Origin of the sequence: Gloeomargarita sp. SKYB120, assembly GCA_025062155.1 — a bacterium.
Classification (GTDB): Bacteria; Cyanobacteriota; Cyanobacteriia; order Gloeomargaritales; family Gloeomargaritaceae; genus Gloeomargarita.
The window spans coordinates 24825-39092 of the sequence record JANXAM010000010.1 but is presented as its reverse complement, the minus strand read 5'-3'; the positions used below and the strand labels follow the sequence as shown (position 1 = coordinate 39092).

Here is a 14268-nt window from a genome sequence, read left to right as displayed (position 1 = left end):
TTTACAGCGTTAGCCGCTGCTAGCGGAACGATTCTCAGTGGGGGAACCCCCCTAGCCCCTGCCGATTTCGCGGTGGTGGATGTGGCCGCTGCCAATGAAGTCATCACAGCAGGGAATGCATCGGCGCTGATTGTGTACAACCGGCAAACGGGGAACCTGTTCTACAACCCCGACCGAGGGACGGCTGGGCTGGGAACGGGTGGGTTATTTGCCACCTTGGCCGGCACTCCCAATCTCACCGCCGCTGACATCCTGATTGTGGGCTAGTTAATTGGGCGCAGGGGGCGCTTTCTGCAACAACCAGAGGGGAAAGGTCTGGGTTGGTTCTAGGCGCACCCCTTGGACGTCTCTACGCGCAAATACGAACTCTCGGTTTTGCCAGAGGGGAATGTAGGGTACATCCTGGGCCAGTAACTTTTGCAATTCTCCTAGTAATACCAGGCGTTGTTTAGGGTCAGTGGTGCGACGACTGCGGCTAATCAAATCATTGGCCTTGGCGCTGTAGTAAAACGAACCAAAGGTACGGCTCGACCCTTCTAGGCAACCCTCGGTCTCGTTTCCTTTGGTGCAACTGAGAAACGGCTCCAAGTAATTATCGGCGTCGAGGAAGTCGGGATACCAGTCCAGCAAAAACAGGGGGTAAATTCCCTTTTCTAGATTTTGGTAAGCGGTCGTGGAGTCCACGGGTTGGAGATTGAGACGCACCGGCAACTCTCGCTCCAGCGCAGCCTTAATCGTGCTCACCACCTGGATTTGGCTGGGGATATTGCTCCGGTACCACAGGTCGAGTTGCAGGGGTTGCGTGGGATTGAAACCTGCTTGGGCCAGCAGGGTTTTGGCCCGCTCGATAGGCAGTGGGTCGCTGGCCACCCGAAAGACCGGCTGATATCCTGGCAAGGTGCTGGGCACGAGACTAAAGGCGGGTTCCACCAAATTCTGGAACACCCGTTGTTGGATGAGTTCGCGGGGCATGGCCAAAGCGAGGGCCTGTCGCACTTCCCGGCGGTCTAGGGGCGGTTGGTTGCGATTGAGAGTGAGGTAATTGACGCCGGTGCCAGCGCTACTGATGACTTGGATATCGTCACGCTTTTGCAACTCCAGAATTTGGGTTGGCTCCAAAAACTGGTAGGCCACGTCAATGGCCCCTGTTTGTAAAGCGTTGTACAGATTGGCGCTGCTACTGAAAAACTGAATATCCAACTGGGCATTGGCCGGCGGCGGCCCCCAGTAGCGCGGAAACCGTTTGAGCTTGAGCACATCGCTCCCAAAGTACACCAACTGATAGGGACCCGTCCCCACAAACGTGCGCGGTTGAAATTGCCCTGGCCCAATCGTGTAGGCCTTGGGGGAGACGGCACACAGCCCCGAAAACGCCAGCAACCGGGGAAAGGGAGCAAAAGGCCTTTGCAAGCGAATGGTGAGTTCATAGGGGCCTGTGGCTTGAATGTCCGCCACGATATTTCTGAGCAAAAACGAAGGCCGCCCTCCATTTTCCATAAACCGCCGCAGCGAAAAGGCCATGGCCTCAGCGTCAAAGGGTGTGCCGTCGTGAAACACCACCCCTTGACGCAGGGGAATCCGGTAGGTCAAGCCATCGGCGCTCACCTGCGGTAAAGCCGTTGCCAACTGGGGTTGGAGTTCTGTTGTTCCCGGCTTGTAGGTGTAGAGCCGGTCCCCCAAGGCCATCAGCACATTCCCGGCAAACACGGTGTAGGCGTCGGCGGGGTCTAAGGTGCTGACCTTGGCGGTCGTGCCGATGAGAATTTGATTGGGGTCGCGTTCCTGGATAAAGGGTGGCGGCGCCGGTGAGGGACAGCCCGTCAAAAGCAGCAGGAGAATTCCCCACCACTGGCGCTTATTTTTGCCCCGGGGCATAAACCATGCGATCGGCTGGCCCTGTACCGCCACAGCCGGGGTTATCCGTATTGAGCACCCGCACCCGCATCCGTTCTAGCGCTTGGACAATCGGTACCGAGAACTTCAGTCCTTCCACCGCAGCGCCAAAAATCCCCGCGCTGTTAACCGCCACGACGGCTCCCCGGTTGTTGAGCAAAGGACCGCCGCTGTTGCCTCCGAGAATTTGGGTGTCGGTCTGAATGATATGCCCCGCCTCGAAAGAGTGAATGACGCTAATGATGCCTCGGGTAATGGTGTTGCGTTGGCCAAGGGGCGTTCCAATGGCAATCACCTCATCGCCTACCCGCATCTTGCCGCACAAGGGCACCGCTTGCAAGTCGCTCACATCCCCCTGAATTTGCAACAAGGCGATGTCGTAGGGTTCATGGGGAATCGTAAAAACAGCCATTGCCGCCAAGCCGCCTTCCATGATTCGCAGTACCCGTGCTGGCCGGCGGGTTCGGTCATAGAGCTGGACAGTTATCGGAATCGGACGGTCCTCGAAAATCCGCCGGTCAAACGCCCGCGCCTCCTGGGCCACGTGCAGGTTGGTAATCACGTAACCCTCCCCAATGTGGAACCCGCTTCCTACGACTGCACGTGTTGGCTCCACCGTCACCGCTGCCGGCAAATAGCGATTGACAATTTGGGCGGGGGTCAACACCTGGTTTGGTACAGGAACGCCTCGGATGACGATTTCCCGCGCGAAGATGCCCCGCGTCCCTGGCAGGAGATTGGCGCTGGCTACCCGTCGCCCAGCAGGCACCTCGTCTTCTTCCACCATCCCTTGCTCTTGCAACTGCTGCTGGTAGTAACGGCGCATGCGTGCGGTCTGCGCGTCCTGGGGCGCTTTGTCTAACAGGGCCAACGCTTTTCGCCACTTGGACCGCACCAGTTCCCAGTCGGCTGGCGTCATCGCCGTTTGGGCAATGGCTGCCGCACTTTCCGCCTCCAACCGCGCCGCTGCTCGCCAGTCCGTTTCCTGAACTGCGGGTTGGGTTGCCGGAGCCGTTGCCGGTTGCGTGTCTGTAACGACCACCGGTTGAGACTGGGAACGCACGCCCTGTCCTGTGGTGATGACCGCCGTGGTTAAGACGGCTGCCGCCCCTACTGGCGCTGCAAACCAATACCACCGTCGCCAATTCATTTCAGTGACCTCCCCGCGCTGCGAGATTCAACCGTTGCAAAACAGTGCCAATCGGCACTGCAAAGCCGATGTTTTGAGTCCCTAGCAGCGAACCAGCCAGTTGGAAGGCTGTGGGGTTCTTGAGAGTAATCACACCCACGACCGCACCCTGCTCATCCAAGACCGGCCCGCCCTGGGAACCTTCGCTGGTGGCCGCATCAATCTGCAAAAGGGTCAACCGTCCGTAGGGCCGAATGCCCACCACCATCCCCTCCGTCGCCGTCACCGGCAGCACTCCAATGGGATAACTCACCGTCAACACGCGCTGGCCAATTCGCGGCAAACCCGTGGCCACCGGCAGAGCAGGCAATCGGCGAATGTCTCCCTTGACGGCCAGCAGCGCCGTATCCGTTGTGGGGTCAAAGTACACTAGCCGCGCTAACCGCACCGACCCATCCGCCAGCTCGACCCGTATGCGCATGTTATTGGCATTAGCGCCCTCTACCTGCACGAGCGTACCGTCGCTGCTGATGGCCGTTGGTACGCCCCCTACAGACGTTAGATTGGTGATAATCAGACCGTTGCCAATATGGAACCCCGTGCTTTGCCGGATATCGTACAGCCGCTGTAGTGCAAAGAACTCCCCAAACGTTGGGTTGGTAGGAATGTTGCCCGGAGACGGCTGAGGTTGCCCAACGGCATCGTAAACCGACAAAATGACCGACACCGTTGCCCGCCGCGCCCGCTCGATGAGATCAAAGTTGGATAGAGCTGCTCGACGGCCAACTGTTCGCGCGACCGCCACCCGGCGTCCCGTCGCCCGGCCACAGATGAGCTGGACATCCGTTAGGGTCAAATCATCGCGTCCCGTCAACTCCCGCAGCGAACGCAGGTCAATCGGGCTACGGGGGTAGGGACAAACGTTCTCAGCAATCAATGTATAAACATCCTGGACATTCTGGGGGGTCAACCGCTGGGCTAGCGTCGGCAACGCCAAGGTCAACAGCAACCCCACTGTCAACGGTACGGATCGCATAGGCAATCACTCCCTTCCATAAACGGTTAACGAACGGGAGGAGCGGGCGGTAAGACCACGGCTGGTTGCGCTGGGGTCGGCATCCCAGGCGTTTGACCCTGGCGGGGCGGAGTTGCCGGTGACGACGGTTGCCCAGGCATCGCCGGTTGAGTTTCCAAAGGTCCCACCGTCATACCTGAGCGAACCGGTGGCGTTTGACTTTGCAAGCTCGGCACCCGCGCGCCGATGGTGTAGGGATTCACCGGGAAATCGGGTTCCTGACCCACCGCACGCGCCACTTGCACCCCATCTTGTTCGAACACCACCACAGGTTGCACGCCCCGCGCTTCAATGCGTTTGACGAGCACTAGACCGCTTTCCAGGCGTTGCCCTGCTCGCACGTAGCGCGCCGAGGATTCGTTGGGCGTTTTCACAATCGCCTGTACCTGGTCGCCCACCTGCACAACGCCATGCACGATGATCATATTGGCAATGTCGGCGCCCCGTCCCGGGAAATCCGCCAGCGTAGAGGAACCAGGGTCAAACGGCGGTAACGGCGCATTCTGGACTTGGGGCAACGGCCCCGGCGCTGGGGCGATGTCAAACGGCGGCGGTGGAATCTCCACGACTTCACCAGGGCGCTGGGCGGTTGTTCCGGGAGGCGCAAAGGGGTCGTTCCGACCTGGCATCAACTCGTCGCGGCGCTTGTCGGGGTCCTCCGAAGGGATCAAATCATCCTGGGCCAAGGGAACCGGTGCGCTGACAGCAACAGAAAGCGGGGGCGTTGGCCGCGCTGCCGCTTGGACGTTATTCAGTTGTTGAATGGGTGAGGGCGTGGGTGCATTCTCACTCGTCTGGTTAACAGCAGTGGTACATCCCCCTAGTACCAGCGCTGCTAACCCTGTCCACCGGAGGCAAGCTTTGGTTCGCATCATAGGAGTTCTGGCACCTCACACCATTTTTATCCATCACTATAACATTGCTGGAGGTTTATGCGCTGCTTAATCCCCTGAAAAGGGAACTTTTTGTGCCGCTGTAGGTTGATTTTTATTTCTTTCTATAAAAAACTAGGCAACAATAGTCCAGATGCGCTTGCTATAGTGGGGGTGAGACCAGGGTAACGTCGCCATGCCTGGGCGAAAAGGACACCACAGGGTTTGGACCATCCAGGGAGTAACCATTGTGCTGCTATTATTGCTAGGCTTCGCACAGTTAGAGACTTCCCCGGCCACGGCGCATCCCCGACCGTTATCGCTACCTGTACCGGCCTGGGTGCCAGAAGACCCATTGCAGAGCGCCTATCCCATGCCCTGGCGGTGGGTGTGGGGCATTCAGACCCAGGCGCAGCAACGACGACAGCCGATGCGGGGGACGGTCCAGAGCCCGGTGCTGAGGTCACCAGACGGGCGTTACGCCGCCTTTAGCCAGGTGCAGGTTTTTGCTCATCCCCAGGATTACACCCGCACTCGGGTCACCAGCACCCTCTACATCCGGCGATTGGGGGAGACATCACCCATTGCCCTGCGCCCAGTGGGTCAACCGACCGTCGTTGAACCAGGCCAAATCTGGGCGCTCGTGCCGGTCTCCTGGTCTGCCAATGGCCGGCAACTGCTGGCGCGGCAAGTGGTAGGCTGGTTTGGGTCGTCGGAGATTACCGACCGGGCCCTGGTGTGGGATGACACGGGCGTGCGTCTCCTGAGTCCGCAGGCGGTCGCCTACACCCACTCCCTGCTGCTGGGCTGGAGCCGGGAAAACCCCACCAGCATCCTTTTCGAGACTTACATCCTGGGGGTGGAGCGGTCGTCCCTGTGGCAAGTGGCCCTAGATGGGGTTACCCTGGCGGCGCGGGCCGATCAACCGATGGTCTACGGCCGTTTCCAGGGGAATGGCTGGCAATTAGTGGACTATCGAGTCTTGCACCGAGGGCTCGGCCAACCGCGATAGGCTATGGGTCGCTGCCGCCCGCACCTGGGGATGATTGTCCTTGGCCAGGTACTGCAACGCGGCGCGCGTTTTCGGATGGGGCAGGTTCCCTAGGGCCTCGGCAACCCGCTGACGCACCAACCAGTCCTCCGACTGCACAAAGGTCAACAGCCGTTCCACAGCTTGAACAGCGCCGATTTCCCCCAGCGCTGCAATCGCTGCCTGCTGGATCACGGGTTCAGGCGCCTCAAGGGCCTGCAGCAACACCTGATAGGCGCGGGGGTCGCCCAGGTTCCCCAGGGAAACAGCGGCGCTAAAGCGCACCAACCAGTCTGTATCTTCGTAGAGCGCGTGAATCAGGGGTTCGACCGCGCGAGGGTCCTGCAAGTAGCCCAAGGCCCCAGCCGCATCGGCCCGAATCCCATAGTCCGGGTCGTTTTGCAACAACTGCACCAGCAGTGGCAAGCACTCCGGCGTGGGTTTGACCCCCAACCCAAATACCGCCATCGAGCGAATCTGCAAGCTCTCGTCTGCCAGCGCCTTCTTCAACAGGGGAAACGCTTGCGCCGGCTCCACATCCCGCAGCGCCACCAGAGCTAACAACCGGTCCTTGAGATTCGGACTGTCCAACTGCCGTTCCAACTGCTTCAGGTCCACCATCGCCCACCCCATTCGTAACATTTCTTAACAATTATCCTAGCGCAGGGGATAGGCGGTTGGCGAGGAGGGAATTCCTTGCGCAGGGCGAGAAGGGAGTTCATCATAGGAATTGTGCAGACCCCATCGAGAGAGCAGCTATGTTCAAATTTCTCAACAAAGTGGCGGACTATGGGCGGGAGGCGCTCCAGGCGGCCCGCTACATTGGCCAGGGGCTATCGGTGACGTTTGACCACATGCAGCGGCGGCCCGTGACGATCCAGTATCCCTACGAAAAGCTCATCCCGTCGGAGCGGTTCCGGGGCCGGATTCACTTTGAATTTGACAAGTGCATTGCCTGTGAGGTGTGTGTGCGGGTGTGCCCGATCAACCTGCCGGTGGTGGATTGGGAATACAACAAGGACATTAAGAAAAAGGAACTCAAGCACTACAGTATTGATTTTGGGGTGTGTATCTTCTGCGGGAACTGCGTGGAGTACTGCCCCACCAATTGCCTGTCCATGACCGAGGAGTACGAACTGTCCACCTACGACCGGCATGAACTCAACTACGATAGCCAGGCGCTGGGGCGTCTACCGCTAAACGTGACCCAGGACCCGATGGTGCAACCCATTCGCGGGTTGGCCTACTTGCCGAAAGGAGTCATGGACGGCCACGAGGTGCCCCACACTGAACGGCGGGCGGGCCTGCGACCGGAGGAAATTCTGGAACAGGCGCAGGGTTAAAATACGGAAGGACAACACAAAAGGAGGCGCTGCTGTGACCTTAGGGCAAGGGGTACAGCTGGTTAGTTTTGCGGTGTTAAGCGGGATGATGCTCCTGGCCGCCCTGGGGGTAGTCCTGCTGGACAACATTGTGCATTCGGCGTTCCTGCTAGGGGGGGTGTTTATTAGCCTGGCGGGGATGTATATCCTGCTGAATGCCGATTTCGTAGCCGCCGCCCAGGTTCTGATCTATGTGGGGTCGGTGAACGTGCTGATCCTATTTGCCATCATGCTGGTAAACAAGCGGGAGCGGTTTGCGCCGGTGCCTCGCTCCGGAGTGCGCCAGGTCGTGACCACCTTTGTCTGTTTTGGACTGCTGGCATTGCTAGGGACGATGATTTTTACCACGCCCTGGGCGGTGCAGGTGGCGCCCCATCCGGCCCGTTCCATCGTGCGCATCGGCCAGCACTTCTTCAATGGGTTCTTGCTGCCGTTTGAGCTGGCATCGGTGCTGTTGTTGATGGCGCTCATTGGCGCTGTAGTTTTGGCGCGGCGCGAGTTGATTCCTCCGACGGAAGTTCCAGAGGTGCCGCCGTTGAGTTTGCCCGAGCGGCCTCGTCCCGAACTTCCCACGCCCACTGGTCAGCGCTAGGACGCTGGGGTGTGGTATAGTAGGTTACCTACCCTGAAGGCGGTGAAGCGCCCATGACCTTTGACCGTTCGCTGCTGTTGATCCCTGGCCCGACGTTGGTGCCGGATTCGGTGTTGCGGGCCATGGCCCAGCATCCCATTGGGCACCGCAGCAGCGAGTTTAGCGCCCTGATGGAGGAAGTAACGGCGGGTCTCAAGTGGTTGCACCAGACGAATAACGACGTGCTGATCCTGACCGCCTCGGGCACGGGCGCAATGGAGGCGGGGATTATCAATTTTTTGAGTCCAGGGGACCGGGTGCTGTGCGGGTGCAACGGCAAGTTTGGCGAGCGATGGGCGGCTCTGTGCCGAGCGTTCCAATTGCAGGTGGAGACCATCACGGCGCCTTGGGGTCAACCCCTAGATCCCGAGGCGTTTGGGGAGAAGCTAGCCGCCGACACGGAAAAAACCATCAAGGCGGTGATTGTTACCCACAGCGAAACTTCCACCGGTGTGTTGAACGACCTGGAGGCGATCAACCGTTACGTCCAGGCCCACGGGCGAGCCTTGATCATCGTGGATGCGGTGACCAGTTTGGGGGCGACGCCGGTGCCGATGGATGAATGGGGCTTGGATGTGGTCGTCTCCGGGTCCCAGAAGGGCTACATGATTCCGCCAGGGCTGGGGTTTGTGGCCGTGAGCGCGCGGGCGTGGGAGGCCTACCAGACGGCCCAACTGCCCAAGTTCTACTTCGATTTGGGTCAATATCGTCGAGACGCAGCGAAGAACACCACGCCTTTCACGCCGCCGGTGAACCTGTTTTTTGCCCTGCGCCAGAGTTTGCAGTTAATGCAGCAGGAGGGGTTGCCCCACATCTTTGCGCGGCATCGGCGGACATCGCAGATGGTGCAAGCGGCGATGGCGGCGTTGGGATTGCCCCTATTGGGGCCCAAAGAGTGCGCAAGCCCCGCCGTCACAGCGGTAGCTCCGACCACGGTGGACCCGGAAGCGGTGCGCAGCCTGTTGAAGAAGCAATACGGCATTGCGGTCGCTGGGGGGCAAGACCATCTCAAGGGCAAAATTTTCCGCATCGGGCATCTGGGGTTTGCGGGTGAGCGGGAAATGTTGACGGTGATCAGCGCCCTGGAAGCGGTATTGCAGCAGTTGGGACATCCCGTGACCCCAGGGAGTGGGGTGGCCGCCGCCCTGCAGGTTCTGTCCTAAAATCAGCGGATGGTGACGTGGAGTGTCAAACGCACGGGTTGAGAGGTACGGCGAGCTGCTGCTCGAGTGAGACCGGCAACGATCACATAGTCGCCAGAGCTGGGGAGACGACCGCGCCATTGGGTGGTTTCGGCGGGAGAACCAGGGAAGTGGCGGCCCTCTTGGTCAAACATGGAGAAAACTACATGGGGATTGGCGGAAACAACCTGGACGGACATGACCTGCCCTGCTCTGGCTCGCAGGACGTATTCCGCCACCTGATAACCCCGTACGGTTGCCTGCAGGGTCGTGGACGAAGCGCCGGGTGGGAATTGCACACGCTGCGGTTGGGCGTAGGCCGGGAACAGGCTCAATCCCATGAGCAGCCCTAGACCCGACCCCCATCCCCTTGCCATCATGCCCCTAACGCCAATACCGACACCCGCGCCGCGACTTTGCCGGCAATCTCCCGAAACGCCTTAGCCGACGCCAATTCCGGGTGCGCTACCACCACCGGTTGACCGCTATCGCCCCCCCACTGCACTGGCAATTCCAAGGGGACCTGCCCAAGCAACGGCACGCCCAGGGTTTCCGCCAACTGGACACCGCCTCCCTCGCCAAAAATGGTATAGCGTTTTTCGGGCGCATCCGGGGGAATGAAATAGCTCATGTTTTCGATGACGCCTAGCACCGGCACACCTAGTTGACGGAACATTTCCAGTCCCCGGCGCGCGTCGGCCACCGCTACCTTTTGGGGAGTAGTCACAATCACGGCGCCGGCCATCGGAACCGCTTGGGCGAGGGTCAACTGGGCATCACCGGTTCCGGGCGGCAAGTCCACCAGCAGGTAATCCAATTCGCCCCACTGCACCTGGTAGAGAAATTGCCGGATCACGCCGTTGAGCATAGGGCCGCGCCAAATCACCGGTTGACTGGGGGTCAGCAAAAACGCCATGGACACTAGCTTGACGCCGTAGTTTTCCGCTGGAGTCAGTACTTCCCCCTGGGGACTGTCGGCGACGACCAAGCGCTGGTGACTGACGCCAAGCATCATCGGGTCGTTGGGGCCGTAGATGTCCGCATCGAGCAACCCCACCCGCGCGCCCGCCTGAGCCAAGGCCACCGCCAGATTGACTGCTACGGTGCTCTTGCCCACACCTCCTTTGCCGCTGGCGACCGCAATGATGTTGCGCACGCCGGGAATCTGCTGCCGCTGGGGCAGGGATTTCTGCTGGGGCGTTTCCGCCGTGGTGACAATTTCGACTTGTTCGACCCCAGGCAACTGCAACACGGCTTGGCGACAGTCCTCTTCGATCATTTGCCGCAGGGGACAAGCCGGCGTGGTCAGCACCAGATGGAACGACACCCGCCCGTTTTCCACTTGCACGCGCCGGATCATGTTCAATTCCACCAGGCTGCGTTGGAGTTCCGGGTCTTTGACAGGGCGCAAGGCTTCCAACACCTGCTGGGGCGTCACGCTCATGGCTGGCCTCTTTCAGACTTCTTTTGGCATGGTAACGTACTTATCAGACCTTTGCAGAGCCCACTGGGCGCGCGCTTGGACAACCCGGTCCTCATCTCGGGCTAACTGCTGGAGTAAAGCGTCCATCTGCGGCTGCAAAAAGCCCGGCAACCCCCGCTGGTGCCACAATTCCCAGGCGACAATCACGGCATAGCGAATTCCCCAATCGCCATCGCCACTCAAATCCCGGAGCGCCTGGGCCACCCGTTCCTGTAAGGGTTCTGGCGTTGCCAGTTCCTGCCACTGTATGTTGCCCAAACCCCGAATCGCCGCCCGCCGCACACTCGGAGCAAAGTCGTAGCGCGCCGCCTGTTCCAAGACCTCTAAAGCGCGGGGGTCGCCAATGTGCGCCAGGACCCGCACGGCATAGGCTCTGGCCCCATAGTTGTAGCCATCCAACCGTGCCAGCAATTCGGGTACCGCCTGTCGTCCCCAGCGCTGCAAACTGGCGATGGCCACCTGCGCCGCCGCCGGGTTGTTGTACCCCAGCACCTCGATCAACAAAGGAATCGCCTGGGACGGCTCCGGCCATTCAGCGACCCGTTGCACCGCCGCCACCAAAGCCCCCGGCGACGCAGCGGTTTTGACCTGGTGAACCACGCTGGCCCAATCCATCGCTGCTCGCAACACCACCGTCAATTCCATCCTAACGGGGGTTGACTTTCTCGCCGCTGCAACCCTTTAAGATAAGCGGTGGGGGGTCGGAGTGTTTGGTAATGGAAGACGAGAAAACGGATGTGGGCACGTCGGCGTCGCTGCTGGTCGTAGATGACGACCCCCTGATGCGCAAGCTCTTACAACGGTTCCTCAGCCAGCAGGGCAACTACCGCGTCGCAACGGCCAGTGAACCCGAAACAGCGCTCCAGTTGTTGCAAAGCGACCGGTGGGATTTGGTGTTGCTGGATTGGCTATTGCCAGGGATGACGGGGCTGGACTTGCTGAAAGTGATTCGCTAAACCCACCCGCCAGGCGTCCTACCGGTGATTATGGTGACGGGTCGGGCAGCAAGCGCCGATGTCGTGACTGCCCTGCAAGCGGGCGCGAATGACTACATCACCAAACCCCTGGATTTACCGGTGGTAGCAGCTCGGGTGGCGGCGCAACTGGCGACAGTGCGGAGTATCCAGGCGACAAAGCCTACATTGGCATCGCACCTGGGGGGACGTTACGAGATTCTGCGACCGCTGGGGGAAGGCGGATTTGGGCGCACGTATCTCGCTCAGGACTGGCACCGGCCCGGTAAGCCCCTGTGTGTCGTCAAAAAATTGCTCTCTGTGCCTCTGACGGAACCCGAAAAACTGCGGCGCACCCGCCAATTGTTTCAACGGGAAGCTCGAGTGCTGGAAAATCTAGGCCATTACAAACACATTCCCCGCCTGTTGGCCTATTTTGAACAGGATGGGGACTTTTATCTGGTGGAAGAATTCATCGCCGGGCCGTCGTTGCGAGAACGTTTCGCCGATGGCAAGCCTTGGCCTGTCCCAGCCGTATTTGGCCTAGTGAAAAATCTACTCAAAATCCTGAAATTTATGCACCGGCACTCGGTCATTCATCGCGACATCAAACCCGATAACATCATCTACGAAGCAGCAAGCGACCACTATTTTTTGATAGATTTTGGCGCGGTGAAAGAAATGTCGCCCCAACCTGATCCCTATGCCGCCAGCGTCTCGATTGGCACGCGGGGGTATGCACCCATTGAACAACTCATGGGCTACCCCGAATTCAACAGTGACCTGTATGCGTTGGGCATGGTGGCTCTGCAGGCGCTGACGGGCGTTCCTCCGACCGATTTGCCCTGGGATGTTCACAACGGCGAACTGGATTTGACCCCCTGGCGCACCCCCCAAAACGGTCATTTATTGAACATCTTGCAAGCCATGACCCGCTATTATCCCCAAGACCGGTATCCGTCCGCCGCCGACGCTCTCAGGGACTTGAATAAATTGGAGTTCCTGCTGCTGGGGCCAAAGGATTAACCGTGATAGAGCTGCTGCAACGTCTCCCAGAATTCGGGATAGGAAATCCGCACACAATCGGCGGGCGCTAAATGAGAGTTGCCCTGCGCGTTTAACGCCGCAATCGCCAAGGCCATGGCAATCCGGTGGTCGTCGTAGGTATGCAAATCCGCGCCCACCAGCGGTTTGTCGGTCCCGTAGATGGTCAAACCATCTGGGTATTCTTCTACCTGCACGCCCATCCGGGTCAATTGGGTTGCCATCGCAGTCAGCCGGTCGCTCTCTTTCACCCGCAGTTCCGCCGCATCCCGGATCACCGTCTTCCCTTGGGCAAAGGCCGCCGCCACGGTCAAAATGGGAATCTCATCAATCAAGCGGGGAATCAACGCGCCGCCAATGGTTGCCCCCCGGAGCGCGCTGTGTTGCACCCGGATATCGGCTAAGGGTTCGCCCGCTACCTCCCGCTGGTTCAGCCATTCAATCCGCGCTCCCATCGCTTCCAGAACTTCCAAGATACCGGTGCGGCTGGGATTGACACCCACGTTAGTCATCACAATGTCTGCGCCGGGGGTAATGGCGCCCGCCACCAGCCAGAACGCTGCCGAACTTATGTCCCCTGGCACCACTACCCGTTGACCGTGCAACGTGGCACCCCCCCGCAGTTCCACCACGGCGTTTTCCCAGGCGATGTCAGCCCCAAAGGCTTTCAGCATTCGTTCCGTGTGGTCCCGCGATGGGTAGGGTTCGCGCACCTGGGTCACGCCCGCACACGTTAATCCCGCCAGCAAAATCGCTGATTTCACTTGGGCTGACGCCACCGGGCTTTCGTAGTCAATCGCCCGCAACCGCTGTCCCCGAATCGCCAAAGGCGCCCGCGTCCCATTCTGGCGGCCATCCATCACCGCACCCATCTGGCGTAAGGGCGTAACCACCCGTTGCATGGGCCGGCTCCGCAGCGACGCATCCCCTGTGAGTACGAAAAACTGCTCCACCCGACCCGCGAGCACGCCCGCCAGCAAGCGCATCGTGGTCCCGGAATTGCCGCAGTCCAGCACCTGGTCCGGTTCTTGCCAGGCTCCCGGTGTGACTTCCACGCGTTGGGGATTGAGCGGCGAAATCCGATGCCCCAACGCCCGTAAACACTGGGCCGTACTCTGGGGGTCGGCAGCAGGCAGTATCCCTTCAATGACGGTGGTCCCCTGGGCCAAGCAGCCAATGATCAAGGCGCGATGGGAAATGGACTTATCGCCTGGCACTTGCACCGTTCCCCGCAAGGTGAAGTCCGGTGGGGGTTGCAGGAGAACGCCGTCAGCAGTAAACGCCAGCAGCGAGCGCTCGACTGTCATGGAGATTCTCGCCCGCTGGGTTCGGGGACAGGTTCACTCGCGGCGGCACTCGCCTGGGCCAGTTGGTCGCGCACCTGGTCAATTGTTTCGTTCAACTGGTTGATTTTCTCCTCTAGGTTCTGGCGCAGGTTGTTACTATTGCCGGCTGCTTTCACAGGTTGGGGTCGGGATTGCGCCGTTAACCGATTGGCAATGATCACCCCTAGGACGCCGCCAATGACACCGCCAAACAGGGTCCCCAGCAGCAAGCCCTTGCCAAAACCATCCCCTCGCGATTCCATGGACATT

The 14268-nt window shown here is 59.9% G+C and carries 16 protein-coding genes; 6 read left to right on the top strand and 10 right to left on the bottom strand.

Going from position 1 to position 14268, the window contains the following annotated elements; all coding sequences use genetic code 11:
* Positions 1-267: 267 nt before the first annotated feature.
* The 4 genes from NZ705_05475 to NZ705_05460 are packed head-to-tail and all read right to left on the bottom strand — an operon-like array spanning position 268 to position 4972.
* The gene (locus NZ705_05475) at positions 268-1875 is read right to left on the bottom strand and encodes an ABC transporter substrate-binding protein (GenBank protein MCS7292413.1); all 1608 of its coding nucleotides are present in this window, start codon (positions 1873-1875) and stop codon (positions 268-270) included.
* A complete protein-coding gene (locus NZ705_05470) occupies positions 1856-3043 on the bottom strand; it encodes a trypsin-like peptidase domain-containing protein (GenBank protein MCS7292412.1) in 1188 nt (395 codons plus the stop codon). The genes NZ705_05475 and NZ705_05470 overlap by 20 nt, the downstream gene beginning before the upstream one ends.
* A 1-nt stretch (position 3044) precedes the next feature.
* Complete coding sequence (locus NZ705_05465; GenBank protein MCS7292411.1) at positions 3045-4058, bottom strand: serine protease; 1014 nt, start codon at positions 4056-4058, stop codon at positions 3045-3047.
* A 26-nt stretch (positions 4059-4084) separates the two neighbouring features.
* On the bottom strand, positions 4085-4972 hold the full coding sequence (locus tag NZ705_05460; protein MCS7292410.1) for a hypothetical protein: 888 nt from the start codon (positions 4970-4972) through the stop codon (positions 4085-4087).
* Positions 4973-5165: 193 nt separating this feature from the next.
* On the opposite strand from NZ705_05460, the gene NZ705_05455 reads away from it, so the two are divergent.
* Entirely contained in the window at positions 5166-5981 is an 816-nt protein-coding gene (locus NZ705_05455) for a hypothetical protein (protein MCS7292409.1), read from the top strand.
* On the opposite strand, the gene NZ705_05450 is transcribed toward NZ705_05455, so the two are convergent.
* Entirely contained in the window at positions 5934-6620 is a 687-nt protein-coding gene (locus NZ705_05450; protein MCS7292408.1) for a HEAT repeat domain-containing protein, read from the bottom strand. The genes NZ705_05455 and NZ705_05450 overlap by 48 nt on opposite strands.
* A 137-nt stretch (positions 6621-6757) precedes the next feature.
* On the opposite strand from NZ705_05450, the gene ndhI reads away from it, so the two are divergent.
* The 3 genes from ndhI to NZ705_05435 are packed head-to-tail and all read left to right on the top strand — an operon-like array spanning position 6758 to position 9175.
* Positions 6758-7342: an NAD(P)H-quinone oxidoreductase subunit I gene (gene ndhI, locus NZ705_05445; GenBank protein MCS7292407.1), complete on the top strand. Its 585-nt coding sequence runs from the start codon at positions 6758-6760 to the stop codon at positions 7340-7342.
* Between the two features lie 34 nt (positions 7343-7376).
* Complete coding sequence (locus NZ705_05440; protein ID MCS7292406.1) at positions 7377-7973, top strand: NADH-quinone oxidoreductase subunit J; 597 nt, start codon at positions 7377-7379, stop codon at positions 7971-7973.
* 53 nt (positions 7974-8026) lie between these two features.
* On the top strand, positions 8027-9175 hold the full coding sequence (locus NZ705_05435) for an alanine--glyoxylate aminotransferase family protein (protein MCS7292405.1): 1149 nt from the start codon (positions 8027-8029) through the stop codon (positions 9173-9175).
* Between the two features lie 2 nt (positions 9176-9177).
* Here NZ705_05435 and NZ705_05430 read toward each other — a convergent pair whose 3' ends face one another.
* Genes NZ705_05430 through NZ705_05420 form a run of 3 tightly spaced genes read right to left on the bottom strand, consistent with a single transcriptional unit; the run spans position 9178 to position 11321 of the window.
* The gene (locus NZ705_05430) at positions 9178-9573 is read right to left on the bottom strand and encodes a hypothetical protein (protein ID MCS7292404.1); all 396 of its coding nucleotides are present in this window, start codon (positions 9571-9573) and stop codon (positions 9178-9180) included.
* Positions 9570-10637 carry an Mrp/NBP35 family ATP-binding protein gene (locus NZ705_05425; protein ID MCS7292403.1) on the bottom strand — a complete coding sequence of 356 codons (1068 nt, stop codon included), beginning with the start codon at positions 10635-10637 and terminating at the stop codon, positions 9570-9572. The genes NZ705_05430 and NZ705_05425 overlap by 4 nt, the downstream gene beginning before the upstream one ends.
* Positions 10638-10649: 12 nt before the next feature.
* The gene (locus NZ705_05420) at positions 10650-11321 is read right to left on the bottom strand and encodes a HEAT repeat domain-containing protein (protein MCS7292402.1); all 672 of its coding nucleotides are present in this window, start codon (positions 11319-11321) and stop codon (positions 10650-10652) included.
* Between the two features lie 71 nt (positions 11322-11392).
* On the opposite strand from NZ705_05420, the gene NZ705_05415 reads away from it, so the two are divergent.
* A complete protein-coding gene (locus tag NZ705_05415) occupies positions 11393-11632 on the top strand; it encodes a response regulator (GenBank protein ID MCS7292401.1) in 240 nt (79 codons plus the stop codon).
* A gap of 30 nt (positions 11633-11662) precedes the next feature.
* Positions 11663-12655, top strand: coding sequence for a protein kinase (locus tag NZ705_05410; GenBank protein MCS7292400.1), 993 nt, complete (start codon positions 11663-11665; stop codon positions 12653-12655).
* Here the strand turns inward: NZ705_05410 and aroA are convergent.
* Positions 12652-13980, bottom strand: a complete 1329-nt coding sequence (gene aroA / locus NZ705_05405) for a 3-phosphoshikimate 1-carboxyvinyltransferase (GenBank protein MCS7292399.1) — start codon at positions 13978-13980, stop codon at positions 12652-12654. The two genes, NZ705_05410 and aroA, sit on opposite strands and share 4 nt — an antisense overlap.
* On the bottom strand, positions 13977-14261 hold the full coding sequence (locus NZ705_05400) for a hypothetical protein (protein ID MCS7292398.1): 285 nt from the start codon (positions 14259-14261) through the stop codon (positions 13977-13979). Before NZ705_05400 ends, aroA begins: the two co-directional genes overlap by 4 nt.
* Positions 14262-14268 lie beyond the last annotated feature (7 nt).

Bases quoted from the DNA above. Each gene is read 5' to 3' on its own strand.
- ndhI (MCS7292407.1), top strand. From the start codon at position 6,758: ATGTTCAAATTTCTCAACAAAGTGGCGGACTATGGGCGGGAGGCGCTC.
- NZ705_05455 (MCS7292409.1), top strand. From the start codon at position 5,166: ATGCCTGGGCGAAAAGGACACCACAGGGTTTGGACCATCCAGGGAGTA.
- NZ705_05450 (MCS7292408.1), bottom strand. From the start codon at position 6,620: ATGGTGGACCTGAAGCAGTTGGAACGGCAGTTGGACAGTCCGAATCTC.
- NZ705_05430 (MCS7292404.1), bottom strand. From the start codon at position 9,573: ATGATGGCAAGGGGATGGGGGTCGGGTCTAGGGCTGCTCATGGGATTG.
- NZ705_05415 (MCS7292401.1), top strand. From the start codon at position 11,393: ATGGAAGACGAGAAAACGGATGTGGGCACGTCGGCGTCGCTGCTGGTC.
- NZ705_05465 (MCS7292411.1), bottom strand. From the start codon at position 4,058: ATGCGATCCGTACCGTTGACAGTGGGGTTGCTGTTGACCTTGGCGTTG.
- NZ705_05435 (MCS7292405.1), top strand. From the start codon at position 8,027: ATGACCTTTGACCGTTCGCTGCTGTTGATCCCTGGCCCGACGTTGGTG.
- NZ705_05400 (MCS7292398.1), bottom strand. From the start codon at position 14,261: ATGGAATCGCGAGGGGATGGTTTTGGCAAGGGCTTGCTGCTGGGGACC.
- NZ705_05475 (MCS7292413.1), bottom strand. From the start codon at position 1,875: ATGCCCCGGGGCAAAAATAAGCGCCAGTGGTGGGGAATTCTCCTGCTG.
- aroA (MCS7292399.1), bottom strand. From the start codon at position 13,980: ATGACAGTCGAGCGCTCGCTGCTGGCGTTTACTGCTGACGGCGTTCTC.
- NZ705_05410 (MCS7292400.1), top strand. From the start codon at position 11,663: ATGGTGACGGGTCGGGCAGCAAGCGCCGATGTCGTGACTGCCCTGCAA.
- NZ705_05460 (MCS7292410.1), bottom strand. From the start codon at position 4,972: ATGATGCGAACCAAAGCTTGCCTCCGGTGGACAGGGTTAGCAGCGCTG.
- NZ705_05425 (MCS7292403.1), bottom strand. From the start codon at position 10,637: ATGAGCGTGACGCCCCAGCAGGTGTTGGAAGCCTTGCGCCCTGTCAAA.
- NZ705_05470 (MCS7292412.1), bottom strand. From the start codon at position 3,043: ATGAATTGGCGACGGTGGTATTGGTTTGCAGCGCCAGTAGGGGCGGCA.
- NZ705_05420 (MCS7292402.1), bottom strand. From the start codon at position 11,321: ATGGAATTGACGGTGGTGTTGCGAGCAGCGATGGATTGGGCCAGCGTG.